Origin of the sequence: Altericista sp. CCNU0014 (assembly GCF_044923475.1) — a bacterium.
Lineage (GTDB): Bacteria > Cyanobacteriota > Cyanobacteriia > Thermosynechococcales > Thermosynechococcaceae > JAAURS01.
Genome location: NZ_CP137338.1, coordinates 2,330,754 through 2,354,125, shown reverse-complemented (window position 1 = coordinate 2,354,125; position 23,372 = coordinate 2,330,754). Strand labels below are relative to the sequence as shown.

The 23,372-nt window shown below is 53.6% G+C and carries 29 protein-coding genes, 1 tRNA gene and 1 pseudogene; 14 read left to right on the top strand and 17 right to left on the bottom strand.

The features are described from left to right. The first annotated feature begins 1 nt into the window (after nucleotide 1). The 6 genes and pseudogenes from R6H26_RS11465 to R6H26_RS11440 all read left to right on the top strand — a co-directional run bounded on the left by R6H26_RS11465 (nucleotide 2) and on the right by R6H26_RS11440 (nucleotide 4,172). Entirely contained in the window at nucleotides 2-208 is a 207-nt protein-coding gene (locus tag R6H26_RS11465) for a hypothetical protein (protein ID WP_404790575.1), read from the top strand. A 302-nt stretch (nucleotides 209-510) separates the two neighbouring features. Beyond that, a complete protein-coding gene (locus tag R6H26_RS11460; RefSeq protein WP_404790574.1) occupies nucleotides 511-1,293 on the top strand; it encodes a pentapeptide repeat-containing protein in 783 nt (260 codons plus the stop codon). A gap of 526 nt (nucleotides 1,294-1,819) precedes the next feature. Further along, on the top strand, nucleotides 1,820-2,971 hold the full coding sequence (locus R6H26_RS11455; RefSeq protein ID WP_404790573.1) for a transposase: 1,152 nt from the start codon (nucleotides 1,820-1,822) through the stop codon (nucleotides 2,969-2,971). Nucleotides 2,972-3,025: 54 nt separating this feature from the next. Next, nucleotides 3,026-3,202, top strand: a pseudogene (locus R6H26_RS11450) (pentapeptide repeat-containing protein); the annotation flags it as partial. Beyond that, nucleotides 3,200-3,568 (top strand): pentapeptide repeat-containing protein, encoded by a 369-nt coding sequence (locus R6H26_RS11445; RefSeq protein WP_404791296.1) that lies wholly within the window; start codon nucleotides 3,200-3,202, stop codon nucleotides 3,566-3,568. The pseudogene R6H26_RS11450 and the gene R6H26_RS11445, both read left to right, overlap by 3 nt. A gap of 340 nt (nucleotides 3,569-3,908) precedes the next feature. Beyond that, nucleotides 3,909-4,172: a type II toxin-antitoxin system VapB family antitoxin gene (locus R6H26_RS11440; RefSeq protein ID WP_404790572.1), complete on the top strand. Its 264-nt coding sequence runs from the start codon at nucleotides 3,909-3,911 to the stop codon at nucleotides 4,170-4,172. Nucleotides 4,173-4,249: 77 nt separating this feature from the next. Here the strand turns inward: R6H26_RS11440 and R6H26_RS11435 are convergent, their stop codons facing one another. Further along, nucleotides 4,250-4,495, bottom strand: coding sequence for a UPF0175 family protein (locus R6H26_RS11435; protein WP_404790571.1), 246 nt, complete (start codon nucleotides 4,493-4,495; stop codon nucleotides 4,250-4,252). Nucleotides 4,496-4,803: 308 nt separating this feature from the next. On the opposite strand from R6H26_RS11435, the gene R6H26_RS11430 reads away from it, so the two are divergent. From R6H26_RS11430 to R6H26_RS11415, 4 genes are read left to right on the top strand one after another with little or no spacing between them, the layout of a single operon-like run. Next, nucleotides 4,804-5,079, top strand: coding sequence for a BrnT family toxin (locus R6H26_RS11430; RefSeq protein WP_404790570.1), 276 nt, complete (start codon nucleotides 4,804-4,806; stop codon nucleotides 5,077-5,079). Next, nucleotides 5,042-5,359: a BrnA antitoxin family protein gene (locus R6H26_RS11425; protein WP_404790569.1), complete on the top strand. Its 318-nt coding sequence runs from the start codon at nucleotides 5,042-5,044 to the stop codon at nucleotides 5,357-5,359. Before R6H26_RS11430 ends, R6H26_RS11425 begins: the two co-directional genes overlap by 38 nt. Before the next feature lie 20 nt (nucleotides 5,360-5,379). Then, entirely contained in the window at nucleotides 5,380-6,054 is a 675-nt protein-coding gene (locus R6H26_RS11420) for a HEAT repeat domain-containing protein (protein ID WP_404791294.1), read from the top strand. A gap of 32 nt (nucleotides 6,055-6,086) precedes the next feature. Next, complete coding sequence (locus tag R6H26_RS11415; RefSeq protein ID WP_404790568.1) at nucleotides 6,087-6,482, top strand: MAPEG family protein; 396 nt, start codon at nucleotides 6,087-6,089, stop codon at nucleotides 6,480-6,482. A gap of 9 nt (nucleotides 6,483-6,491) precedes the next feature. On the opposite strand, the gene R6H26_RS11410 is transcribed toward R6H26_RS11415, so the two are convergent. The 5 genes from R6H26_RS11410 to R6H26_RS11390 all read right to left on the bottom strand — a co-directional run bounded on the left by R6H26_RS11410 (nucleotide 6,492) and on the right by R6H26_RS11390 (nucleotide 9,092). Continuing rightward, entirely contained in the window at nucleotides 6,492-7,073 is a 582-nt protein-coding gene (locus R6H26_RS11410) for a hypothetical protein (protein ID WP_404790567.1), read from the bottom strand. A 225-nt stretch (nucleotides 7,074-7,298) separates the two neighbouring features. Then, on the bottom strand, nucleotides 7,299-7,862 hold the full coding sequence (locus R6H26_RS11405) for a hypothetical protein (RefSeq protein ID WP_404790566.1): 564 nt from the start codon (nucleotides 7,860-7,862) through the stop codon (nucleotides 7,299-7,301). Nucleotides 7,863-7,922: 60 nt separating this feature from the next. Next, on the bottom strand, nucleotides 7,923-8,297 hold the full coding sequence (locus R6H26_RS11400) for a hypothetical protein (protein WP_404790565.1): 375 nt from the start codon (nucleotides 8,295-8,297) through the stop codon (nucleotides 7,923-7,925). 124 nt (nucleotides 8,298-8,421) lie between these two features. After that, complete coding sequence (locus R6H26_RS11395) at nucleotides 8,422-8,712, bottom strand: hypothetical protein (protein ID WP_404790564.1); 291 nt, start codon at nucleotides 8,710-8,712, stop codon at nucleotides 8,422-8,424. Between the two features lie 89 nt (nucleotides 8,713-8,801). Next, nucleotides 8,802-9,092, bottom strand: a complete 291-nt coding sequence (locus tag R6H26_RS11390) for a hypothetical protein (protein ID WP_404790563.1) — start codon at nucleotides 9,090-9,092, stop codon at nucleotides 8,802-8,804. 103 nt (nucleotides 9,093-9,195) lie between these two features. On the opposite strand from R6H26_RS11390, the gene R6H26_RS11385 reads away from it, so the two are divergent. Beyond that, nucleotides 9,196-9,339 carry a hypothetical protein gene (locus R6H26_RS11385; protein ID WP_404790562.1) on the top strand — a complete coding sequence of 48 codons (144 nt, stop codon included), beginning with the start codon at nucleotides 9,196-9,198 and terminating at the stop codon, nucleotides 9,337-9,339. On the opposite strand, the gene R6H26_RS11380 is transcribed toward R6H26_RS11385, so the two are convergent. After that, nucleotides 9,328-10,377 carry a multiprotein-bridging factor 1 family protein gene (locus tag R6H26_RS11380; protein WP_404790561.1) on the bottom strand — a complete coding sequence of 350 codons (1,050 nt, stop codon included), beginning with the start codon at nucleotides 10,375-10,377 and terminating at the stop codon, nucleotides 9,328-9,330. The two genes, R6H26_RS11385 and R6H26_RS11380, sit on opposite strands and share 12 nt — an antisense overlap. A gap of 460 nt (nucleotides 10,378-10,837) precedes the next feature. Between R6H26_RS11380 and R6H26_RS11375 the strand changes: the two genes are divergently transcribed. Together R6H26_RS11375 and R6H26_RS11370 are read left to right on the top strand one after the other, a co-directional pair. Continuing rightward, on the top strand, nucleotides 10,838-11,110 hold the full coding sequence (locus R6H26_RS11375) for a hypothetical protein (RefSeq protein WP_404790560.1): 273 nt from the start codon (nucleotides 10,838-10,840) through the stop codon (nucleotides 11,108-11,110). 320 nt (nucleotides 11,111-11,430) lie between these two features. After that, the gene (locus R6H26_RS11370) at nucleotides 11,431-13,986 is read left to right on the top strand and encodes an EAL domain-containing protein (protein ID WP_404790559.1); all 2,556 of its coding nucleotides are present in this window, start codon (nucleotides 11,431-11,433) and stop codon (nucleotides 13,984-13,986) included. A 138-nt stretch (nucleotides 13,987-14,124) separates the two neighbouring features. On the opposite strand, the gene R6H26_RS11365 is transcribed toward R6H26_RS11370, so the two are convergent. The 6 genes from R6H26_RS11365 to R6H26_RS11340 all read right to left on the bottom strand — a co-directional run bounded on the left by R6H26_RS11365 (nucleotide 14,125) and on the right by R6H26_RS11340 (nucleotide 18,400). Next, entirely contained in the window at nucleotides 14,125-14,742 is a 618-nt protein-coding gene (locus R6H26_RS11365; RefSeq protein ID WP_404791292.1) for a phycobiliprotein lyase, read from the bottom strand. Between the two features lie 95 nt (nucleotides 14,743-14,837). After that, nucleotides 14,838-15,209, bottom strand: a complete 372-nt coding sequence (locus R6H26_RS11360) for a cyclic nucleotide-binding domain-containing protein (RefSeq protein WP_404790558.1) — start codon at nucleotides 15,207-15,209, stop codon at nucleotides 14,838-14,840. 98 nt (nucleotides 15,210-15,307) lie between these two features. Beyond that, nucleotides 15,308-16,201: a tRNA pseudouridine(55) synthase TruB gene (gene truB / locus R6H26_RS11355; RefSeq protein WP_404790557.1), complete on the bottom strand. Its 894-nt coding sequence runs from the start codon at nucleotides 16,199-16,201 to the stop codon at nucleotides 15,308-15,310. Nucleotides 16,202-16,230: 29 nt separating this feature from the next. Continuing rightward, entirely contained in the window at nucleotides 16,231-17,946 is a 1,716-nt protein-coding gene (locus R6H26_RS11350; protein WP_404790556.1) for an alpha/beta hydrolase, read from the bottom strand. Beyond that, nucleotides 17,943-18,179 carry a hypothetical protein gene (locus R6H26_RS11345; RefSeq protein ID WP_404790555.1) on the bottom strand — a complete coding sequence of 79 codons (237 nt, stop codon included), beginning with the start codon at nucleotides 18,177-18,179 and terminating at the stop codon, nucleotides 17,943-17,945. The genes R6H26_RS11350 and R6H26_RS11345 overlap by 4 nt, the downstream gene beginning before the upstream one ends. Nucleotides 18,180-18,327: 148 nt before the next feature. After that, nucleotides 18,328-18,400: transfer RNA gene (locus R6H26_RS11340), tRNA-Ala, on the bottom strand. Nucleotides 18,401-18,576: 176 nt separating this feature from the next. Here R6H26_RS11340 and R6H26_RS11335 point away from each other — a divergent pair. Further along, nucleotides 18,577-19,443, top strand: coding sequence for a Ycf66 family protein (locus R6H26_RS11335; RefSeq protein WP_404790554.1), 867 nt, complete (start codon nucleotides 18,577-18,579; stop codon nucleotides 19,441-19,443). Between the two features lie 84 nt (nucleotides 19,444-19,527). Here R6H26_RS11335 and R6H26_RS11330 read toward each other — a convergent pair whose 3' ends face one another. From R6H26_RS11330 to R6H26_RS11315, 4 genes are read right to left on the bottom strand one after another with little or no spacing between them, the layout of a single operon-like run. Beyond that, nucleotides 19,528-20,616, bottom strand: a complete 1,089-nt coding sequence (locus tag R6H26_RS11330; RefSeq protein ID WP_404790553.1) for a type II secretion system protein J — start codon at nucleotides 20,614-20,616, stop codon at nucleotides 19,528-19,530. Continuing rightward, a complete protein-coding gene (locus tag R6H26_RS11325; RefSeq protein ID WP_404790552.1) occupies nucleotides 20,613-21,278 on the bottom strand; it encodes a Tfp pilus assembly protein FimT/FimU in 666 nt (221 codons plus the stop codon). Before R6H26_RS11325 ends, R6H26_RS11330 begins: the two co-directional genes overlap by 4 nt. A 53-nt stretch (nucleotides 21,279-21,331) precedes the next feature. Beyond that, complete coding sequence (locus R6H26_RS11320) at nucleotides 21,332-21,898, bottom strand: type II secretion system protein J (protein ID WP_404790551.1); 567 nt, start codon at nucleotides 21,896-21,898, stop codon at nucleotides 21,332-21,334. Beyond that, a complete protein-coding gene (locus R6H26_RS11315; protein WP_404790550.1) occupies nucleotides 21,898-23,343 on the bottom strand; it encodes a hypothetical protein in 1,446 nt (481 codons plus the stop codon). The genes R6H26_RS11320 and R6H26_RS11315 overlap by 1 nt, the downstream gene beginning before the upstream one ends. Between the last annotated feature and the right edge of the window lie 29 nt (nucleotides 23,344-23,372).

The following is a 23,372-nucleotide window of genomic DNA, read 5'->3' as shown; positions in this document are numbered from 1 at the left end:
TGTGGCGCACTCTGGGTACATCGTCGCTCTGAAAGCGCTAGCGATCGCCCACAAGCATTCGCAATCTGAACGGAAAGCGATCGCCTCTCTCTTCCCAATTCCCCGCGATCGCCGCGAGCTGCCGTTCCACCTCATGCCCCGCCAAGTATTTTCTATCGCCTATCGTTTTGTCGAAAGTTCGCCGCTAGCAACAGGCCGCAAAGCCTGATGCTATATAGGGGGTCTTTCAGCACTCTCGACAAAATAACTCATTTCGTTGAATGCTATTGTCTAGTTTGGCCTAACCTGCATTATTCATGACGATTTTGGAAAATCCTCGAAATCTATGCCAACCAAACAATCTGGCGATTTGCCTAAAAAACAGTCTGTTTTTGGAGGGTGCCGTTCCATCTGTGTTCTGGCGATTGGGGAATAATCCAGGCTAAACAGCTTATGTAGGATTTGCTGCCAATATCACACATTGCCAATAATCTAGACTTACGGAGAAAACATAGTTGTTTAACTTACCTAATGAGACGCAAACAACCTTTCAATAAAATCGAAAAACTTCTTTTGTCTATTCCCACCTGGATTTTTGTTAGTGCAGTAGTCGGTCTGATTGTGTGTTTGTCTCTTTTTGTTCATGAAGACAATAACCATAAATCAAAATGCAACACATCAGGACTTTTATTTGAATACAACAAATTAGTATGCGACGGAGCGAGTATACTGCTTCAGAGCGCCGAGTCGTTCGCTGTCGTTGCAGCAGTCAGTCTATATTTCAAAGAGATTCCAGACCGAAAAGCACGAAAACATTATGAGGCTTGGCAAGTTATTGATAATGCAGCAAACGTCCCTACAAGTTATGCGCGAAAGCAAGCATTAGAAGACTTATGTAAGGATGGAGTACCTTTAGTAGGTATTAATATTTCTGGAAGTGACCTAATCCGAGCTAACCTCAAGAATGCAATTCTTGGTAGTGCAAACTTAAGTGGATCTGACCTCAGATGGGCTGACCTTAGCGGATCAATCCTCCAAGGGGCTGACCTCAGCAGTGCTAACCTTATCGGTGCAAATCTAATCGGTGCTGACCTCAGTGCCGCTGATCTTAGCAATGCTAACCTTACTAGAGTTGAGTTCAGAGGCGTAAACCTCTTTGCTACTACACTTAGCGAAGCTGATATTTTAGGTGCTAACCTCAGCGGGGTTATAGAATTTTTACCGGATCCAATTCAGCAAATTAAGTCAGCTAAAAATTGGCGAAGTGCTGATTACAACCCTGAAATCAAAAAAATACTTGGGTTAGTGATGTAAAACCACACGGCACAATGAAATAGCCAACGTTCAACAAAAAAGTTCCATTTATTGAGAGTTCAGAACAAAGAGGTTAAAGCTTAGTAGTGCAGAAAACTAACGAAATCCCTATAAATAAAGGATTATAGACAAAATAAAAATCTCGGAAAAGTCCCAAGATTTGAACGATGACATTGGATTTCAGCCTCTATTTTAATCGTTCATACTGTTTATTATGAGAATGAAAAAAGTTTTCTGCACCACTAAGTCAAAAGGAATCCCTAATACAATATTGGCGATTTACAAATGAGAATCTATACTCCTGATGAATTAAAATTTGTTCTAAATCAACACAAAAAATACCTAATGACTGATGGAAAAACGGGCGAACGTGCATATTTACGCGGTGCATTTTTAAGTGGAGTTGATCCTTGATGGTGCAGAAAAGTCATGAAGACCTTACCAGCAGGCAATATTCAAATCTGTCAAAGGTGACAGAGAGGGGCATTCAATGTGATGCTTAAGTTCCCAAACTCAGAGCAATCCTATGTCAACCCCTCAACTCTATCGTCAACTGCAAACTCAACTGAGTCAATGGGTCACACCCAAAGATAAACGTCACCTTACTGTGTTTGCTGAAAACATCGCTGCAATCCTCCAAGCCCAAAGTGGCAGCTTAAGCCATTGGCTGACTTATTTGAGTCATCGTCGTTGTAAAGCCCGCTCTCACATGGAACGACTGAGCTACTTCGTTCATAATCCCAAGATCACCTCAGAAACATTCTATGTTCCATTACTGCTTCAATTTCTTCAAGCGTGGGCGGGCATGGCGACGACATTGACCCTGGATACAAGCATGCTGTGGGATGAGTATTGCCTGATAGAGGTCTGTCTGACCTGGGGAGGGCGCTCTTTCCCTTTGGCTCAAAAGGTGCTCAAGCATGGCAGTGCTACGGTCGCTTTTGCGGACTATTGCTCAGTGCTGGATGTGGCTGAGACGGTCTTACCCGCTGATTGTCAAATCACACTATTGGCTGACCGAGGCTTTGAGCATGGTGAGTTAATTCGTTGGCTACGGAGCCATCAATGGTCTTGGGCAATTCGCGCTAAATCCGATTTGAAGGTCACGTTGTCTAATGCTCAAACCGAGTCGGTTGCTGACCTGCTGCCAGAGCCTGAACAAGCTTTTCTATTTTCTGATGTCACGATTCTTGAAGATATCCACTGTCATTTGGCGACCGCTCGATTATCCATCGCCCAGGAGGCTTGGGCTGTGATTACAGATAAATCGCCTTCTGTGCAAACCTTCGCGCTATATGGTCAACGTTTTGGTGGCATTGAACCCCATTTCAAGGATTACAAGTCTGCCGCCTTTGAACTGCCTCGTTCTAAACTCAGAGATGCCCATGCTTTAAGCCGACTGCTGATGTTACTGGCGGCTGCGACCATTATTGCCATTTGCGTTGCCATTGAAACGATCGCTCAAGGCGCACTAAAGTCCATTGATTGGCATGCTCACAGGGGATTGAGTTTTCTGCAAATCGGGCTAAGACGGATTAATCAGTTGTGCTATCAAAGATTACCGCTGCCACCCTTGAGATATTTGCCACGATGTAATCCACCACCTGCTTATGCCTCTCTCAAGAAGCGAGATGCGATGAACACTCGCATTGAGTTTGCCAAGGTGACTGTCTTCTAAAGCTTTCAGCTCCTTTGAGTTTTCTGCACCACTAAGGGAGTTGATCTAGGAAAAGTAAATCTAGCCGGAGCTGATCTGAGAGAAGCCTATCTGAGCGGAACAAATTTGACAGATGCAAACCTGACAGATGCAAACCTGACAAAGGCGAGCCTGCGTGGTTCAGATCTGACTGAGGCAGACTTGAGCAGAGCAAACCTATCCTCATCTTCTCTTCGTGGGGCAACTCTAATCGAGGCAAAGCTAATAGCAGCAAATCTTATGCATGCAAACCTGAAAGGGACAAGCTTCATTGGTGCAGACTTGAGCGGTGCAGACTTAAGCGGTGCAGATCTGAATGGCGCAGACCTATACGAAGCAAATTTGAGTAGTGCAAGGCTGACTGGTGCAAGGCTGACTGGTGCAAGGCTAACTGGTGCATCCTTTACTAGTGCAGACCTAAGCGATGCAAATTTGAGTGGTGCAAATTTGAGTGGTGCAGACCTGAGCGATACAAATCTAACAAAAGTAAATTTTGACGGAGCAAACTTAACAGAAGCAAACTTTGATGGAGCAAACTGTACTGATGTAGACTTTAGCAACACATACGGTCTTCAATAATCAACATTTAAAAAATCAGCGAGAGTAACTTGAAAGGCTGCTATGCGTATCCGCAAAAGAGTAACTATCAAAATCTGGAGATGACTCGCAGATTGATAATACCGAGCAGTCATTTTCAACTTCGTCGATACCTGTATTTGCTTTAGAAAAATAATCCATTCAACAAAAGAGTTCCATGTATCGAAGGTTTAGACTCAAGGGATCCGCACCACCGAACAAAGGCGATCGCCCAGTTTTGTAAGGACAACATCTGGCAATGACCATAGAAACGCCGCAGTCTCAAGATTGGAAAAATCGAAGATTGGTAGAATAAAGCCTAAGTTCTACCAAGGTATCATTCATGGGAATAAATATTAAAAACGCTCAGGTTCACGCGATGGCCCAAGAACTTGCACAGTTGACTGGGCAGAATTTAACCAATGCCGTCAAGATGGCCGTTGAGCAGGCATTAGCGCAGGTCAAATCCAGTCGCGATCTACCCAGATTTAGCCCCTTGGGACAGCGGTTAAATGAAATTGTACTTCGCTGCGCAAGCTTGCCCGACGACGATCGCCGCAGTCCAGACGAAATCCTGGGATACGATGAGTCTGGTTTACCCGCCTAATGGTCATTGATACATCAACAAATGGAGATGGTCGATCGCCGCAAGGTTATTAATCGGCGATGTATCGCTAATAATAATCAAGGTCTACCCAGCACTTGCAGGTTTTTAAGATCTTGTTCTAGGTCTTCTACACCATAGTGAACGGGGATGTGACGGCTGGCGAGGAGATGTTGAAACGCAACCCGGTGCATCTGAGCAAAACGACTGGCTTGGGCTAGGGTGAATTTTTCCTGTTGAAACAACATAATGGCGATTTCTTGTTTGATTTCGCCTTCGGTCATACGGATGTTGGCTAGCACGTCGTCGGGAATGATGATGCTCATCGCTGGCTCCTTCACCTGATGCTATTATTTTAGGCTCCAAAGCTGGCCCATCATCAATCTAGGCGATCGCCCTTCGGTTGCCTTCAGACTGGTGCGGCGACCTCATACATTTGAGACAGCAGACAAAGCGATCGCCCTTGATAGAAGGTCAGCCTCTCAAACTCCGCACTGCCAGCTCAATCAACCTAAAAATGCGCAACGCGCCGATCGAGACTGGTAACAAAAGCCGCCCTCGTGCCGCCCCATTCCACTGCGGCAGAAAAAAACAATAACTTGCATTGTGTATTTACTTTGTGTAAATACTTTACATGCGATACACTTGGGACAACGACAAAAACCGCCGCAACCTCGAACGGCACGGCATCGCCTTTGAAGATGCAAAACGGATTTTTGATGGGCAGACCCTTGAACGGGAAGATGACCGCTTCGACTACGGCGAAACCCGCGTTTACGCCATTGGACTGGTCAACGGCTTGGAAATCACGGTAATTTATACCGACAGAACCGATGAACGACGCATCATCTCCGCATGGAGGGCAGAACCTCATGAACGACGTGCCTACTGGAAAAGCCTTGTCGAATAAACCCGAAACGGATTGGGAGAGGCTACGTCATATAAGCGACGCTGACAATCATGCCGCCATTGCCTCCGATCCTGACATTATCCCGACGGATGAAGATTTCTGGCAAAACGCCAAAGTCGTCACGCCCCAGCGCAAACCCACCATCACGATCCGGCTCGATCCTGACGTGCTGGATTGGCTGAAGGGGCAGGGTAAAGGCTATCAGACCCGCATCAACGCAATTCTCCGCACCTACATGCATGCGAGGAAGAACAACACTTCAGACCACCCGAAGCCTTGAACGATCGCATCAATTTTTTTATGCCCCTAAACACCGTCACTCCCATTCCGACGCTGCTTCAGGCCATCGAAGCCGCCAGTTCTGCCTCGGCCTTGGCAAGCGCAGTCGAGGCGCTCGCGCAGACGGGCAACCCAGAAGCGACGGAACCGCTTATTACTGCCCTGGGCTATAACAATCCGGGGGCAGCTGTGGCGGCGGTGGATGGGTTAATTCGCATTGGAGAACCCGCTGTGTTGCCCCTCCTTTCCCTGCTGGATAATTTTAACTACGGGGCCAGAGCCTGGGCCATTCGCGCACTGGCGGGCATTGGCGACCCGAAAGGCTTAGAGATTCTATTGGAGGCCGCCAGCGCAGATTTTGCCCTCAGCGTTCGGCGGGCGGCGGCGCGTGGTTTGGGAACGATTCGCTGGGAGGGGTTATCGCCGGAACAACAGGCGGACGGCCAACAAAGATGTTTGGCGGTGCTGCTCGGTTGCGCCCAAGACCCGGAATGGGTGGTGCGCTACGCGGCGATCGCCGGAGTCCAATCCCTCGCGTTGGCCATCGCTCTGGTACGGGTGCAGACGTTGGCGCAGGTTTTGGAAGCGTTGGAAGAACGGCGATCGCAGGAAGGGACGTTGGCGGTCAAGGCGCGCATTCTGTTGGCCCAGCAACAGGTGCAAGGTCTACTGTCGAGGGCGGCTGAGGAGGCATAATGAGGGGCGCAGCTATTGTTTAGGGTTGGGCTATGTCCACTGATTTGCTTTGTTTGTTGGCTTTGGCGCTCTGGTCTATTCCCCTCAACCACATTCCGGCCCTCGCCCGCGTCAGCGCCGCTGAATCTCCCTTGGCTTGGGGCATGGGAAACCGCGACACGATGCCGGAGGTCAAGCCCTGGGTGGGACGCGCCGATCGCGCTCAGCGCAATCACCACGACAATCTCGCCACGATCGCGACGGTGATTCTGATCGCTCAGGCGACAGGGCAAACCGATGGGGTGACGGCGATCGCCTCCATTGCGGTGCTCGGGTTGCGCGTCATCCACGGACTGGCCTATATTGCCGGCATTCCAGCCCTGCGATCGACGGCCTACTTCGCCTCGATCGTCGCCCTCGGCGCGATCGTCTGGCGTATTTTAACCTAGGTGCGATCGTTACAATCCCTGGGCCTTGGGCGGGGGTGCGGGGTCGGCGGCGGGGTCGGGAACGGGGTCGTTCGACTTTTCGAGCTGAAGTCCCGCATCTTTAACTTGCTTCTCCAGCAACAGCAAGCGCGCTTCTAGGGTTTTCTTCTGCACTTCTAGAATCTCAGTTTCTTTGCGCAGGCGATTCATCCTGGCCTTGTGATCTGCCGTCCGACCGGGCTGAAAAATCACGCCCACATACAGCGTGACGTTGGAGGAATCGAGGGTATTCACCCCCGCCGAGAAGTTGAAGCCAAAGTCGTTTTCTGTATTGACGGGCGTGTAAAAATTGCCGTCCAACGGATACACGATCCGATCGGGATTGTTGACAATATTTTGATTTTGGTTGGCGTTTTGATTGACGTTATTTTGATTGGAATTATTCCCAATTGCAGAATCGTTCGTCGAATTGACCTGCGCTCGAGCGTCAAAGGTCAGCCCTTGGCTGCAAACCAGCAACCCCGCACCGCAGGACAGTAACGCCGATTGCAATCCGATCGTTCTTACTTTTTTTAGACTGAAAACAGGCAGATTTACGCGATCGATTCCCATGTATCGTTTCAAGCCTCAACCTAGGGGCACTCCTCCACCGACAGACACCAGACAAATTCGAGATCGCCGCCGCCTGACGCGTCAAAACGATTTATTCTAAAGCTTGCCTGACAATACCGTCACATCATTCTTGAAATATACAGGATGCGGTTTTAAAAACGGTTTGTGTTGCTGTTTTGTTAAGATTCCAGGTCCGAGCGCGGCGCGATGCCCCTCTGGCAGATGTTATTTGACGTCGATGGCAATCGTTTGATTGAGGATGCCATTTCCGCCCATCTCTTGGGCGATTTCGGCTGCTGGGCCTTCTAAAGTAACCTCAACGGAGGCTCCTACGGGGCGATAGCTGCCAGCGATCTGAAGTTTTTGGCGGCCTTTGCGCAGGTAAGGGGACAGGTTGATTTTCACGACGCCTTTGCCTAGGGTTTTTAACGGCTTTCCATCGAGCTTGATGGTGCCTCGCACTTGCCTCGCATCGGCAGAGGGGCGCACGGTTAAGGTGTAGGGGTCTCGCAGATCCGCCTGTTCGAGTTCGAAGGAGGATTCTTGAACGGAGTAGGATTGGGCCACGCGTTCGCCGCGGTCTGAGTCGCGGCGAAAAAGGTCGCGCAGGCTTTGGAAGCGATCGCCGCTTTCGGTCTCTTGCGCGTTGGCCGTGCGGATCGCGACATCGTCGCGATCGACGCGGGCGGTATTGACGTTCGTCTGAACCGAAGCAGAGGTATGGGAAAGAATTGGGGCCGTGCAGAGGGCGACAACCCCACCCAAGATAGCCAGTCGTTTGAAACTCATCTTTGAAGAACTCCACCGAAAATTGAGGTTCGAGCCGAGGGTTCGAGCGCTAACGCCGGGTTAGGGCTTGAACTTTTTAGGCGTTCTGACGTTGACGTCGACGACGACGCTATTTCTAACGGTAGGGCCATTGACGCCCGTGCCGTTGCCCCGGCCTCCTTCGAGACGTTGGTCGACTTCTTGATGCTGGCTTCTGCCTCGACCTGGGTTTCGATCCACTTGCACGCTGGTGCTGGACTGGACGTTTCCGCTGCACGGACCGTCTCCGGTCTGTCTCACGTTGTTGGTTTGCGCGGCGGGTTCGCCCAATTTGAGCTGGATGCCGGCGTGGGATTGAATGCATTGGGCGGACGCTTGGGGCGGGGTCAGGGCAAAGGGAAGCAAGGCGGTGCCCGTCAAACCGATCGAAATTAAGGATAGGGGGATAAGCTTCATGAGGGTATGTCTCCTAACAATTGTGCGGGAGAGAGTTAGGGTTTCACCCAGACAGGAATATCGAAAATCCCAACTCTCTCTTTGATTTCAAAGACTGACCGAGACGGTCGAGGGTGCGTCGCGACTAGCGACGGCTGCGGATGCGTTGGTCGTTGCGCTGGTCGACGTTGTTGCGATTTCCTTTGATATCGCTGTCGTTGAGCGCGTCTTGAAGGTTGACTTCGTCGCCGCGACCCCGACGACCCCGTCCGGTGTCGATGCTTTGGCGGTTGCTTTGGTTCACTCGGTTGCCGTTGCCGTCGATCGTGCTCACGTTGGTGCTTGTTTGGGAGTTCCCCGTGTCCTGAGCGTGGGACGGAATCGCGATCGCGCCGAGGGTGGATAGGGCCAGAAGGGTGACGATTATCTTTTTCATGGTGGGTTTCCTTTTATATAGGTCAGTGGATGATGAGGGGAGGGGGATGGGCATCGATAAGGAAATACGCTCGCTCGAGGCGGGAGGGGTTAGCGACGGCTGCGGATGCGTTGGTCGTTGCGCTGGTCGACGTTGTTGCGGTTCCCTTTGACATCGCTGTCGTTGAGCGCGTCTTGGAGGTTGACTTCGTCGCCGCGGCCCCGACGACCCCGTCCGGTGTCGATGCTTTGGCGGTTGCTTTGCTGGACGCGGTTGCCGTTGCCGTCAACGGTGCTCACGTTGGTGCCCGTTTGGGAGTTCCCCGTGTCCTGAGCGTGGGAGGGGAAGGCGATCGCGCCGAGGGTCGAAAGGGCCAGAAGGGTGACGATTATCTTTTTCATGGTGGGTTTCCTTGATACAAGTGAGGGTTTGGCGTTCGGTTGAGGGGCACTGGGCGCTCTTCCGATGTATGTATCTTTGCGCTAAAATTCGGGCCGCACAGTGATGGGGGTGGGCGGTGGAGCGCGATCTTTGGGCGATTTGGCGGTGATGGCGATCGCAATGGGAATCGCCAGACGCGCCGCGCTGCAGCCCAAATCCAGACCTCGGACTGCGGCGGGACGGAGCTGGGCGCAATTACAGGTCTAAGACTTGCCGCAGGGATCGCTCGAGGGCTTCGCTCAAGGCGCGCTGGCCGACTTCGATTTTGGCGATCAGGCTTTGGTGGACGTGCAGGGCGTCGGCGAGTTGGGATTGGGTGAGCTGTTTTGCTTTTCGGGCCGCGCGGATTTCCGCGCCCGTGAGGCGATCGAAGCGCAGGCGGCGGGCGGGACGCGAAGGGGCGGCGGTCTTTTTTCCGGGGTCGGGCGGCAGTCCCAAAAGGTCGGTGGGCGGCACCAGCCTCAAGGGCTGGGCGAACCACTGCTCGATCCAGTCCGGGGGCTTGCGGCTCGTACTGCCCGGATTGAGCCAGCTCGGATACGGCTCGATGTAAAAGTCGGCGGGGCCGACCATCGCATTGGCGCGACCGTTCGACCAACCGAGGCTCAGCAATGCGTCTAAGGCTCGATTCCACGCCTTCAACAGCGCGGGGGCCAGGGTTGGGTCGAGCGGGAGGGACGGCAGGGCTGAGGCGGGCAGGGCGGCTTCGAGGAGGTGTCGGACGGTATAGACGGGCAATCTCGCGTCGGGATGGGGTTGGGGCGCGTTGAGGATCGGGGGAATCAGCAGGCCGATCAGAAATGAATCGCGGCAGCAATCGCGCTGCAGCAGGGTCAGGGCAAAGCGACCGAAGGCTTTCCAGGCGCTGCGGGCGCTGTGACCGCCTTGTTGGAGCAGGTGGGGCAGCCACAGGCCGGGTCGAAGGGTGAGGGTCAGCGCGGCGGGCGCAGCGATGCGGCCTGCGATCCAGTCGAGGTCGCCTTGGCTCTCGAGGAGGATCTCCCAGGGGTGGCCGCTGGTGCGATACGCTTCGACGCGGGTGGCGCTGGGTTCGGTCATCCAAAGGGTGGCAATCCTCAGGCTCGCGAGCCGTTCCAATAAGAGTGCGAGTTCGGGGGATGCGAGTTCGAGCGGGGCGGGGGCGGCAGGGGCGGGGGCGGCAGGGGCGGGGGTCCAGTCGAGCTGTTCTAGGATCTCGCCCTGGGTGAGGGTAAAGGGACTGGCGGCGGGGTGCGGCTGGCGCATGGCGTGGCCGACGAGGAGGAACAGCAGTTGGACCATCGGCACGCCGCACTGCTGTTTGATTTGGGCGATCAGTTCCCACGGGAGCCGATAGAGTTCGCTGGGCCGGGTGAGGTAGTGCTCTAGGACGAGGGGTGGGTCCGGCGAGGGTTCGGCGATCGCAGGGAACGGCGGCAGGTCGCGCGGCGGGACTGCGGGCGGTGCGGGGGCGGTCTCGGCGAGGAAGTCGAAGGATGCGAGGGCGAACCAGGGCGGAACGCGGAGGGGGGGGAGGGCGAGCGCGGCGGGGCCGGCGAGGGGGAGGCCGAACAGGAGAGGTTCTAGCGTTTGAGGGGTTTGCAGGATCTGGGCGACGAGGGCCGGGCCGACGAATGCTTCGAGTTGGCGCACCAGGACGCTCAGGGGCAGCGTCTCTGGGGCGAAGAGGCTCTGCCAGATGGCTTCGCAGTAGGGTTCGCGTGCGATGGATGCGATGGTGGATTCGGCGATGGCGGGTTCGAGGTCTTGCACGCTCCACGCGAGAACGTTGACCCACACTTCGCGCGCGAGCGCGTCCCACACCCGATCGCGCGCGAAGCCGATGGCGAGACTCTCGAGCAGGACCGGGGCGATCGCCGCTAGATCGGGCTGGATTTGGCTGCCGTATTGCTGCTGCGCTCGTTCTAACAGCCCAGCGCTGACGCTCTCGAGCAGGATGGTTTCGGTTTCGAGCGCGGCGCGCGTCAGCACCAGGTAGCGCGCCGCGAAGGCGTGCCTTCGCGCGCGCGCGATGAGGCGGATGCGCCGATCGGGTTCGGGGATGGGGGGCTGCACCATGGCGATCGGGTGGGGGGCGGGTATCCCTGACAGGGCCGGGGGGCTCGGGGGCGGGATCTTTATCTTAAGGGACGCGGTTCGCGCGCTCGGCGCGCCAGAGGTCGATTTTTGTGCGGGTCTGGGGTCGCTAGCGCTTTTTTGGGATTTTGGCTATTCTTGACGCTAGGCTGGAAAGGGCGATTCGATTGGTTCTGCGCTCGGTTTGCTTTCGGTTGTTTCACTGCGGTTAAAGGTTGAGTTTTGACGCGAGAGCTTCTCTCCTACGATGACAATCCAGCGGCTCTACGCTTGAATGCCATTCCGGGTATTGCGTTTGGCCGATGTCTCGATGCGGACCGCTCGATCTATTTTTTGTCTGAGGCCTGTTTGGCGCTGACGGATTATTCTGCCTGCGAGCTGTTATCTCCGGCGGAGGGCGGTCTGACGTTTAACGACCTGATTTACCCCGAGGATTTGGTGGACCTGCTGGCCCATATCGATGGCGCGCTGGAGACGCGGCAGGCGTATGGGGTGGAGTATCGCGTGCGCACGCGCGCTGGGGCGCAGCGGTGGTTCCTCGAGCAGGGGTATTTCTCGGCGGCGGGTTCGATCGAGGGGCTGATTACGGATATTTCTGCCCTCAAGCAGACCCAGGTGCAGCTCCAGCGCGATGCCTTTTACGACAAGCTCACGGGCCTCCCTAACCGACTGCTGTTTCTCGACCGGCTCGCTCAGGCGGTGCGTCGGCTCCAGCGCGATGCCGATTACCAGTTTGCGGTGCTGTTTCTCGACCTCGACCGCTTTAAGGTGATTAATGACAGTCTCGGCCATCGCGCGGGGGATTTGCTCTTGACTCAGGTGGCGACGCGCTTGGAGGCCTGCGTGCGTCCGGGGGATACGGTGGCGCGCATTGGCGGGGATGAGTTTACGATGCTCATCGATGCGGTCCACGGACCCCAAGCGGCGATCCAGGTGGCCGAACGCATTCTCGACGATATGGGCGCGCTGTTTCAAATCGACGGACACGAGATTTGTTCGACGACGAGTATTGGGATTGCGATGAGCGCGCCGGGCTATGTCGAGGCGGAAAATCTCATTCGCGATGCCGATATCGCTCTCTATCAGGCGAAGGCGATGGGAAAGGCGTGCTATGCCATTTTTCAGCCGGGGATGCATATCTATGCGGTGGCGCGCCTCCAGCTCGAAAATGACCTCCGCCGCGCGATCGCGCTGCAGGAGTTCTGTTTGCTCTATCAGCCGATTGTCAATCTCGAGTCCGGCGAGGTCGCTGGCTTTGAGTCCTTTGTCTATTGGCATCACCCGACGCGCGGGCTCCTCCCGCCGGGAGAGTTTCTCCCGGTGGCCCAGGAGGCGGGGCTCATCATTGCGATCGGTCATTGGGTCCTGGCCACCGCTTGCGCGCAAATGGCGCTCTGGCACCGACGCTTCCCGCAGGCGCGCTCGGTGTTCGTGAGCGTCAATCTCTCGAGTCCCGAGCTCTGCCATTCTGAGTTGGTGCCGGTCCTCCAAGGCGCGCTCGCGCGCTCGGGTCTCGACCCTAGGGCGCTCAAAATTGAGATTACCGAGGAGTTGCTGGTGCGACATTCGGAGGCGGTGCTCGCGCAACTGAGCCAAGTGAGGGCCCTCGGCGTTCAGCTCTGTATTGACGATTTTGGTACGGGCTATTCTTCCCTCAGTTATTTGGACCGCTTGCCGGTCGATTTTCTCAAGATCGACCGCTCGTTTGTCGCTCGCGTCGATTCTCCCGATAATTTGGAGATCGTCCGCACGATTCTGACGCTCGCTCGCAATCTCGGTCTCGGGGGGGTCGCCGAAGGGGTGGAGTCGACGGCTCAGGTCGCTCAGTTGCGCGCGCTCCGCTGTCAGTTCGGCCAGGGGTTTTTGTTCGCCAGACCCATGGAGGCGCTGCAGGCGCTCCGCTTTTTGGAGCAGCAGTTCGCGGGTGACGATTTTACGGCGCTTTCGGTGGCGGCGCTGCCGCGCCTTTTGATTCATACGCCCACGGGGCACTATCAAATGCTTTTGGTCGGTCGCAGGACTTGGTCGGTCGGGCGCGCTCAAGATTGCGCTATTTTTCTGCCGGACCGCATGGTTTCGCGCGAGCACGCGATGTTGCTCCAGTTGGCGCTCTCTAATGAGTTCTTTTGGGTCGACCTCGGCAGTCGCAATGGCTCGTTTATTAATTTTCAGCCCGTGACGCAGCCGACTAAGCTCAAGGATGGTGACCTCATCCGCGTTGGCAATCGCCTTGAGATGCAGTTCGTGGCCTCCCCAGATTCGCATCCCGATGCCCTCGGCCCTTGTGCGGTGTTGATGCATCAAACGTCTCTCCTCCAAGGGCAGCTCTGGCGAGAGGTCCTCATGGCCCATCGGGTTTCGATTTTTTGGCAGGCTGACGATCTGCCTATCCTACATACCCTCAGGCTTTTGGAGGCGGCGGGCGAGCCCCTCCCACAGTTGCTGTTGATCGATGTCCGCACCTTTGGCTCTGATTTCTCGGCTTTCTTTGAGGCCCTCGATGCGGCTTTTCCTCCGCTGCCTACCATCCTCACGCTGTCGGCTGATTCCCCGGCGTTTGACGCTCTCAGGGAGGCGGCGATTCGCGCGGGCGCGATTGACCTCATTCCTGCTTTTCGCTTCGGGACTTCCGATTTCCTCGATTACCAGGCGGACCTCGCTCGTAAGGCCGCGCGCGTTCTCAATGCTCTCGGGGCTGACCATTTTCACCACGAGGCTCTCCTTGAGGCCGCCGCTAATGCTCTCCGCTCGGTCCTCCGCAACGATACTCTCTTCTGAACATGAGTGAGGAAAGTTACACCCGCACACTAAAAACCGCGCTCCATCTATGAGCGCGGTTCCTTCTCTCAATCCACAACCCTAACGCTTCCGGTACGGGACCGTCCGCTCGATGTCGATGTTATACGGCGATACGCTCTACCATCCGAAGGCGGAGAGAGGGCTGCTCAGTCGAGCAGGTTTAGAAGTCTCGGCAACCGAACTATGCTCGTCCAATACCTCATCCCGGTCGAGTGCAAGACGAGCTTCCGAACAGAAAGATGCAGTACTAAAACCGCCAAAGCGTTTGACAGTGCTGGTACGCAGACGAAGTGTCGGAGTTGCAAACCAAAATCGCTCGATAGAACTCATCGTCTCGTACTCGGTCGTGAGGTTGAGTCCGCCTTCTGCATCGAGATGATACCGTCCCACTACTGGCATTATTTCGGCATAGCCCCGCTCTCGCAGCAGGCGGCCTCGCGAAGGCTCGTCTCGATCTGGCACGATCGCAAAAACTGTCTTGCCTTCATGACCGCCTTCGCTATCCCGATCCCAGCCCATGGTGCCTTGCCACGCGACGCGAGAGCCACAAACTGCTAGGTCGGGATCGACGTTGTGAAACTGACAGAGCTCCCGAACTTCGGGATCTGAAGCCGCTAACGCAATAACTGAAATTTCGGAATCTCCGACTTCTGCACGGCGGAAGGCCAAATGGTGAGTGGTTCGCTGCGATCGCCATCGACCCGCACTTCTTTCAAAAAAATCAACGACTTCCAACATAACTAGACCTTTCGCTCAACGCTCAAAAACTCATTTCTATGAAACATGTCTTAGTTCATTTTAGGCTCGAAAAACCGAGCAGTTGTTTGTCCTTAAACTTGCTGCTTCAATCGACGCAAGCGATCGGAAAAACTGCGCATAATTTCAACGGCAAACATGGGCGTATTTTGAATGGCAAACAAAAATCGCTTTTCGTCTAGACAAGCCAAAGTACAGTTCGTTCTGGCGATCGCCGTTGACGCGCGCACCTTCGAAGGATGAACTAAGACCCCCTCACCAAAGACGTCTCCCGCCTGGATCGTTTCGACCACCTTATCTCGCACGATCAGATCGACCGTTCCCTCTATCACGCCGTACATTACAGCACCTGGTCGATCGATCTCAAAAATGACATCTCCCGCTAAAAAGTCGAGATGCTTAGGCTCTTTCTGAAAAATACTAACGGTGCGTGCGGGTTCTAACATCAAATTCTCAAACGCTAGACAGTCACAAGTAGCATAACTAAAAACAACCCACTAAACCCCGTACAGTAAAGAAAAACTAAGGCATTCGACAGGCTGGGCTAAACAGTCGTCGCATTCAGCACAACCTTAGGGACCAGAAATCCTTCAGACAAAAGCCCCATACCCAAAAAATGCGCAGATGCATCGTGGACGCGCACCCAGGCCTCGCCCATCGCATCCGAATCCACTTCCACGGAGCGCCCCTGACACCAACGCGTCGCAAATTGACCGTCTAGGGCGTAATGGGGAACATCCTTGAGTGCTGCAGCGGGATCTGCCAGCAGGAGACTACCTTGAGTGACCTGTTCTTCTAAAGTCTCCAGAGAAAGACTGTCGGCCAAATCGAATCCGCAGCTTTGCGTCCGCACGAGCCGCGCTAAAGTTCCGCCCGTTTGAAGCACCTCACCCAGATCGCGAGCGATAGAACGAATATAGGTGCCTGGCCCGCAAGCAATCTGAAGCGTTACCTCCGGGTGTGCCGAATCCAGCACCTGCCAATCTAAAACCTCAATTTTGTATACCTCCACCGTTCGCGGTTCGGGTAGCACGGATTCTCCTTTGCGGGCGAGCTTGTAGAGTCGCTGACCGTCAACCTGAATGGCGCTATATATAGGGGGAACCTGCTGCAGGGTGCCTCGAAACATTTTGAGAGCCTCGATCAGGCGCTCCCGAGTCACCGCCGCTGCGGAGCGCACCTGTAATACCTCCCCAGCCAAGTCATCCGTCGTCGTTTTAATTCCCAGCCGAATTGTAGCGCGATAGGCTTTTGGGGTCGGCAAAAATTGCAGTAGCCGCGTTGCAGCCCCAACGGCAATGGGTAAGACTCCCGTTGCCAAAGGGTCTAAGGTGCCACCGTGACCTACCCGTTTGGTCTTCAAAAGGCGGCGGACGCGAGCGACGCAGTCATGGGAAGTCCAAGCTGTCGGCTTATCTAAGTTAATGAATCCAAACACGCGCTGTTTATCCCTTAGGAGCTTACCAGTTATTTTTCACCATCTTCAGGCTTGACGCTATCGGGGACCAGTCCTTCGTCAGGCAAAGCGTTGACGATACTTAAGGGCAGCGGAGACTGGCTTAAAGCTTCAGCCCCCGCTGGACTTAAGAGGATTTGGTTATCCTGCTGGCTGTTCAGATATCTCTGCATGAATAGCAGGCTTAACACCTTAACATAGGACTGGGCCAATGCTGGGGAAGGACCTTCTAATCCTTTAATTTGAGGCAAAGCTTCCACTTCAGCGCTCGAGGGCGCGATGGTTGAAAAGTGATTGCTGTTCTGAATGACAGCCAAATAGCGTTGTAAAGTCTTGAGCTGGGTAAACGGCTGAATTTGTTCGGGCAATGCTGGAGCGACAACGTCCATACTGCCCGCGATGACCATCACTGGCACCTGAATCTGGGCCAAGCTGTCCGGACCGAATACGCCGCTGGCGATTGGGTTAATGGCGATCGCCGCCTTAATCCGGGCGTCTGCAAGCTGATACTGAGCGGAAGGCAACCGCAGCGCCTGACACTGAAGCGCCAAAGAAATATTAAGGGTCGTATTTAACTCGCGACCGCAATTTTGGAGCAAATTATCAAAGCTGAGCGGTGCCCCCGCAGCCGCTAGGCTAGTATAGCCACCAAAGGACTGACCGATAATGCCCGCTCGATCGAAATCGAGCCGTCCTTGCAATCGCTCGTCTGTCTTTGCCAGGGACTGCAAAGAATCGAGCAAAAACTGGATATCCAGGGGTCGATCTAAAAATTCTATCGGTTCCGCCACTTCCCGACCGCGGCCCTCAAGTAAACTTTGAAGCTGCTGTTTGTTGCTGCCAGGGTGCTCTGGTACAGCAACCGCAAACCCGTAGGAAGCTAAATGCTGCGCTAAATAAGCATAGGATTCTCGATCTGAGTTAAGACCGTGGGAAATAACGACCAAAGGCCGCGGCCGATCGGTAAGGGGCAGATATACATCCACCGCGAATTGACGCACCTTACGGGTATAGCGCAGTCGCTTTTCAGTGTCGTCCTGGAAGGGAAGGGTAAATTTCTGCCACTCGATCGGGCCAGACTGCTTCGCCTGCATTAAGATGCTTCTCTGCGCGGGCGATAAGGGCGCGGCCTCAGACAAGGTTTGAATCTGCTGAGTTACCGTATCGGTTTGTTTTAGGAAGCGATTGACCTCATCAACTAGACCTACAATTTCTTGGACGTTCACTACAACGTCAGAATTGGGGTACTGTCGGAGAATGGCAAGCGGCGTTAAGCCCTGAGGATCTGCCGCAGCCAAGACCAGCGAAGATCGAAGCGCATAAAAGCTGCCTCGCCCATCCCGCGTTTGAATTAGGCGACTCAAACGATTCAACAGCAATTCCCCAGGAGAAGAATACAAAAATTGGCTGACGGCGACAGGCGACAGTTCTACTTTTTGTAATAGCCCCTCTCGAAGTTGAGCCATTTGTTTGGGGTTTACAAATCGGGCGTAGGAAACCAGATCTTCGGTTAGGATTCCATCGCGGGCATAGGTTTCTAGGGCGCGAACCGAAATCGAACGGCCTAAAATCGAGTAGTTGAACAGAATCCGCTCCGCTGCGATCGCCGACCCACTACTCAATTGACCTAGAGCGAGCGCAGCCGCACCCCAGGAAATCCAACCTTTCCAATAGCGTTCGAGTAAAGACACGCTTTCATCTCCATGGGCTACGGTCGATTCCTTCACTCTCTAGCTGCCTTGCTACCATCTTTCATCAATTCTCGCTGGGCCGCTTCGGTGATGACGCGCCTCACCCATGCCGAACGATTGGGGAGCGATCGCAAGACCTCATCGATACTATGCGTCAACCGAACGCATAGAAGCTTCTCCGACAAAGGTTCTGTGCCTTCATCGCCGCGCTTGAACTGATTGGCCTTGAACTCTGGAGTGATAATAGGGTTGGGGTTTCCTTTGGGCATACAAAATAGCAGAAAGCATCTTACGCCCATTGTACGAGGAACTCCAACTGTTTAACAGGGATAATAATACCTTATCGACAGCAAAAAGCGACCTGTGAAGTTTTCCAGGAAACCCCACAAGCCTTTCAGTTAATGCTTCTTCAACCAATGGAGCTAAGCGGATTCGAACCGCTGACCCCTGCAATGCCATTGCAGTGCTCTACCAACTGAGCTATAACCCCTTATTCGTTTCCCATCTTCGCTTGAATGCTTTGCAATCGTCAAGGTCATTCATGAAAATACTAGAAAGTCTTATCTAAATTTTTGTTTGGCGGTGGAGTCAAGTGGCGTGCATTTGTGGCTATGCTGACTTAATTGCTGAATTTGAGAGTAGGGGTGAGAAGGGAGACACTGCGCTATGTTGAATCATCTACTGGCTGGAATTTTAGGGTTGGGCAGTCTGAGCCTGTTTTTATCGGGCTTCTTTTTGCCAGAGTTAAGACGTAAAACGGATCCGATCTGGAGTGGCGTCGGCTTAATTTACGCGCTGCTGTTATGGATAGAAGGTAACGGGCATCTCTTAGAGCACGTCGCTAGCGTTAGCCTCATTATCTGGTTCGGATGGCAAACCCTTCAGCAACGGCGGCAGTTTTCCGAGCCAGAGACTCAAACGGCAATTCCTAATTCCTTAGAAACCCTAACCCCATTTTTAAAAGCAGGTTGGGATCGGATGCGAGTATCCTATAGCGAAACTGCAGATTGGGTGCAAGATCGTCTGGGCGCAGGCAATGCAAGCATTGCATCCGAATCGCTAACTTCTCCATCGCTCCAAGGAGATGCCGTAGAAGATGTTTGGGAGGAAGAAGACACGCCTGCTTCGACCCATGACCCAGTTCCTGTAGCAACCGCTGAAACCCAAGAAATAGAACCGATCGCCCCTAGCGAATCTGAAATGCAAGTTGAAACGCCTCCAGGAGAAGTAACGCAACAGAACCCAGTACAGCCAGAACCTGAAGCGTTGCAAGAGGCAACAGCTTCGGTACCAGATTTATCCGCAGGCGAAGAAAATAGCTCCCTTTCCGGCGCAACAGATGCCTCGCCAACAGCAGTCCCTGAAGTCAGCAATGACCACCCGAGCGAAGCGATCGCCGTAGAGTCTCCATCACCAGACCTCACTGAAGAACAGAACATCCTCAAAGAAAACACAATGGATGAGGACATTGCCCACAATTCGACACCAGAGGACGACGATGGGTCTTGGCCCCCGAAAGACCCAGTCACCTAGGCAACGACAGTAGAAGTTGGCTACCTCCAATCCAGTGACTTAGACTTCAGAGAGCCACAGAATAAACGCGATCGCCTCAGTCAATCAATCTCCCGGTTTAGTCACGCACGCTTGATTGCTATCGACCTTTGTGGGTGAAGAGGTTTGGGCTTTAACCAGAAAGCAAACCTGATCGTCGTCGTTCGCGAAACCAATCTTATATTTGGATATTGCCGTAGCTTTTCCGCTATAAATGCTGGAGGTCGAGCCGTTCCATTCCAGCAGCACTTCATAGTTGGAGACCTTCCCACTGCCAAACCATGCCCACTTTAACTTTACCTCTTTAGGGCTTATAAGCTCTGCGGTGAGCGTCAGCGTAGAAGGGGGAGAGGGAGTAAGGCTCTGCAGACGGGATGAAACCGCACTACCCACCTGCTTAGTCCCGACATTATTGATGGTGCTCTGGAAAAAAAGATCGGCTTGATTGTCCGTCACGCAGCTATAAAATCCGCCGCTGCCCGAAAGGACGCCAGAGCATGGCGGCGGGGTACGCGTTGCCGCTAGGGCATCCACCATCGGATCCCCGGCAATCGGGCTGCTGCAAGGATCGATTGTGCCGTCACTGCTGGGCACCCTGCCGTAGCGCACCAGAATTTTGGGCGACAGCCACCCGCTGGGACTGGGCCGAATGTCGTAAACGATGCGATCGTAGTCAGCGGGAGAGGGCGGCGGTAATTCTGCATTAGGGCCTCCTGCTGGGCATTTGGCTGGAATGTTAGGGCGAGTATCTCGTTCTAGGTAGAGACCAATATCCCCATAACTACCTAGACTTGGCAGAGACAAGCCCGTACTGGTCACAACATCAGCTAACGTGACCGTCGTGCCATTGGCTTTTGTCGTTGCCGATTGGTTGATCGACCGAGCCATGCGGATTTCATTGGTCATAAAATCTAAGGCTCGGTTCAGTTCCGTTTGCCGAGCCGAACGCGCTTCAGCCGCCTGGGTCATATTCATCACGGACAGCAAACCCGTCCAAGCCACCAAAATAACCACGCTAACCAACACGCTTGCAGCCAACAACTCAATTAGCGTAAACCCAAGGTCGCGTCCTGAGAGGTCGGATGAGTCTTTGCCCAGTCGCCGTGAATATTGACGGAGCCATTGCTGCCTTTTCAACATCGGTTTTGATTTCATTGTTGCTTCCAGTCCAATGCGGAACAAATACCCCGATCTGTAATGGCGGCTGGGTCAATGTCGCCAGTATAAGTGCCGATGCGGGTTAACCCCAAGGTGTTAGAAATTGCGATACATTTTTTTTTCTGCTGCTGTTTCCCCTCGATATACGCCACAACCTTCCCAGTGGGATCGCTTGGTAAATTTGGCAGCGATACTGCGGTCTTCACTGCAAATTCTGCACTCCCCGAGGGGACAAAGCGAATGGTGATTGCATCTGAAGCGGTCGGCGACGAACCAGGCACCGAAAGCGCCTGAATATTGGTTGTAATATCAACACCATCAGGGATTTTGCCATCGCCTGAGGCCGAACAACCTTCAGCGACCGTGGTAGCTTTATTCAGGTTTTTGTGTATGGTTCCGTCTTTCTTGGCATAGGCAATGAGGGTCTCGCAAACCTTGTTGGCGCGAATGGCCTGTCGTTGCGTCTCTTGTAGATTAGATCGCAGTTCCGTAACCGTTTGATTGACCTTTATGGAGTCTAATAGGGCGCCAAAGCTAGGCGCGGCGATCGCCGAGACAATACCCACAACCATGACGATGACCAGCACTTCAATGAGGGTAAATCCCCATTGCTGAAATCGTAGCCGCCGTTTGCGCGCTCTTCGCCGAGTGTCGTTCATCTCAAATCTTTTCCCTACAGTTAAAATACCCAAATTTCACAGACTCTAATCACCTATCCCGGACACTTAAAGCCAGCATAAAGAACCACCTCGGTGTCAATACTGACGATGGCCGCGCCTCCGCTAGCGGGGGCAACAGCATAGTTTATCCGCACAAGCCGATACGGATCGTCGGAAGAGGCATAGCTTGCGGTTCGAGTTAAGGTAAAAGACTTCCCGCTCAAGGTGGTTGTCCCTAACGTAACCGCAGTACCGCCTAGTCCTAATGTGGCGTCATTTAAAAACCCTGCCGCTAAGCCATTGTCGGGCGTTGTTGCGAGACACTTAGATGAGTAGGGAGTGACGCTATTCTCATATTCAGTCGCCTTACTGAAGACCTTCTCATAATCCTGCTGAATCCAGTTGAACGCCTGATTGTACTGGCCGCCTTTGGATCGAAAGAACGCTGCTGCGACCATCATCTGCATCGTAAGAGATACAAAAATCATGCTTATCGTCAAAGCCGCCAGTACCTCAATCAGGGTAAATCCCCTTTGCTGCAAGGCTTGAAACGGCGATCGCGCCAGCAGGTACAGCAACCCATTATGCATCCGTCCTGGGGAAGCAGAGGTAGGATTCATCAATTCACCCGCTGCCAACTTTGAATGGTTTTATATCGGTAGCGTGCGGGCCAATCCAGATATTCCAGTAGATCGGCCAGGCTGGATACATCGCCAGGCACATCGATACCAGAAGTAACTGCGGGAATAACCGTCGTGTTTTGGATGGTTTGCCAGCTTAGAGCAACATCTCGGTTACTGCTTGCATTCTTCGAGAACAGCAGTTCTTCGACCCACGCAACCCCCTCAAAATTGGTGTTTTGCCCTCCAAGACAGCCTGGACCTGTCGTATAAAGTTCCAGTTGATCCTTCGGAAAATAGATAAAAGCATCTTGAATGCAGCTTCGATCGAAAAGGCGCAGACCATCGTTATCTAAACTCATAATGCGAAGATCCCCCACTTGTGGAGATTGCCCATCCTTACGAATATTTAGAATTTTTGCAGTATCTCGCAAGGTGCTCGTACCTCCAGTGAGGTAGAGGTAAACGGGTCCAGCCGTGGTATTGACGGTTAAAGTTTCATTGCCACTCAGGTTAATGGTTTGGATTCGATAGTGGGTGATGCCGCTGGCCGATCCTTCAAGCGTGAGGCTTTCACTAATATCGAGTAAATTTGTGCCCTGAGGGTTGACGGGCACGCTGGGAGTCAGCCGACAGGCAAATAGTTTCCCTGCCACAGAATCTCCGCTGGCTCCATCGCTCGGTCCAGACCAGATGGCATTGAGGTAGCTCGATCGCGTTGAGTCTCCCGGTGCAGACATACCAGTCAAGGATGAGTCTGCCGAACCTATGGGCGAGTAATAAATGTTTCCGTTCTCTCCCAGGATCGAACGATTGCGGAGTGCCAGTTTGCCATCAGCTGAACTTTCCGAACGGTTGTTTAAGAATATACCTGGAAAATCATCCCAGATGGGTTCGATGGTCAGCGTGACTGCAACCAGAGCGGCTTGGCCTTGGTAACGCCCCTCCGCCAATAGGGTACCTAACTGTTTTTGTTTGTCGTAGCGATAGGCTCGAATGGTATAAGTTGCGTTTGCTCCGATCGTTCCAGTCAGGGCAACACTTGGCGCAGTTCGCCCGATCTGCTGCGCGCAGGGCGAACCGCTGGGGTCATATCCAGTCCACTGGTCTATGGCGCCCCCCGTTTCATCGCCGCTTTTAGGAATGCCGTCTGCACCGAGGTAGTTTTTGCCGGTTGTGGGGTCGATGGGGTCGTAATTGCGGACCAAAAGCATGCTGTTATTGGGCTTGCTGAGCTGAAGTAAAGCCCGTGCTAAGGCGCTGTCGCTGACCAAGAAACTAGCTCCAGAAGACTGTCGCTGTACGGCTGTATTGCGATCGCCTTGCGCTAACAACAGACTGGCACTAGCAATCGCTAGCATTGCCATCCCCAAGGCGATCGCGATAGGCAACGCAACCCCAGCCTGCTGACCTAACGAAATGCGACTCTTCTTATGCACAAGCACAATGAAACCCTTGAGGAAAGTGAGTTGAC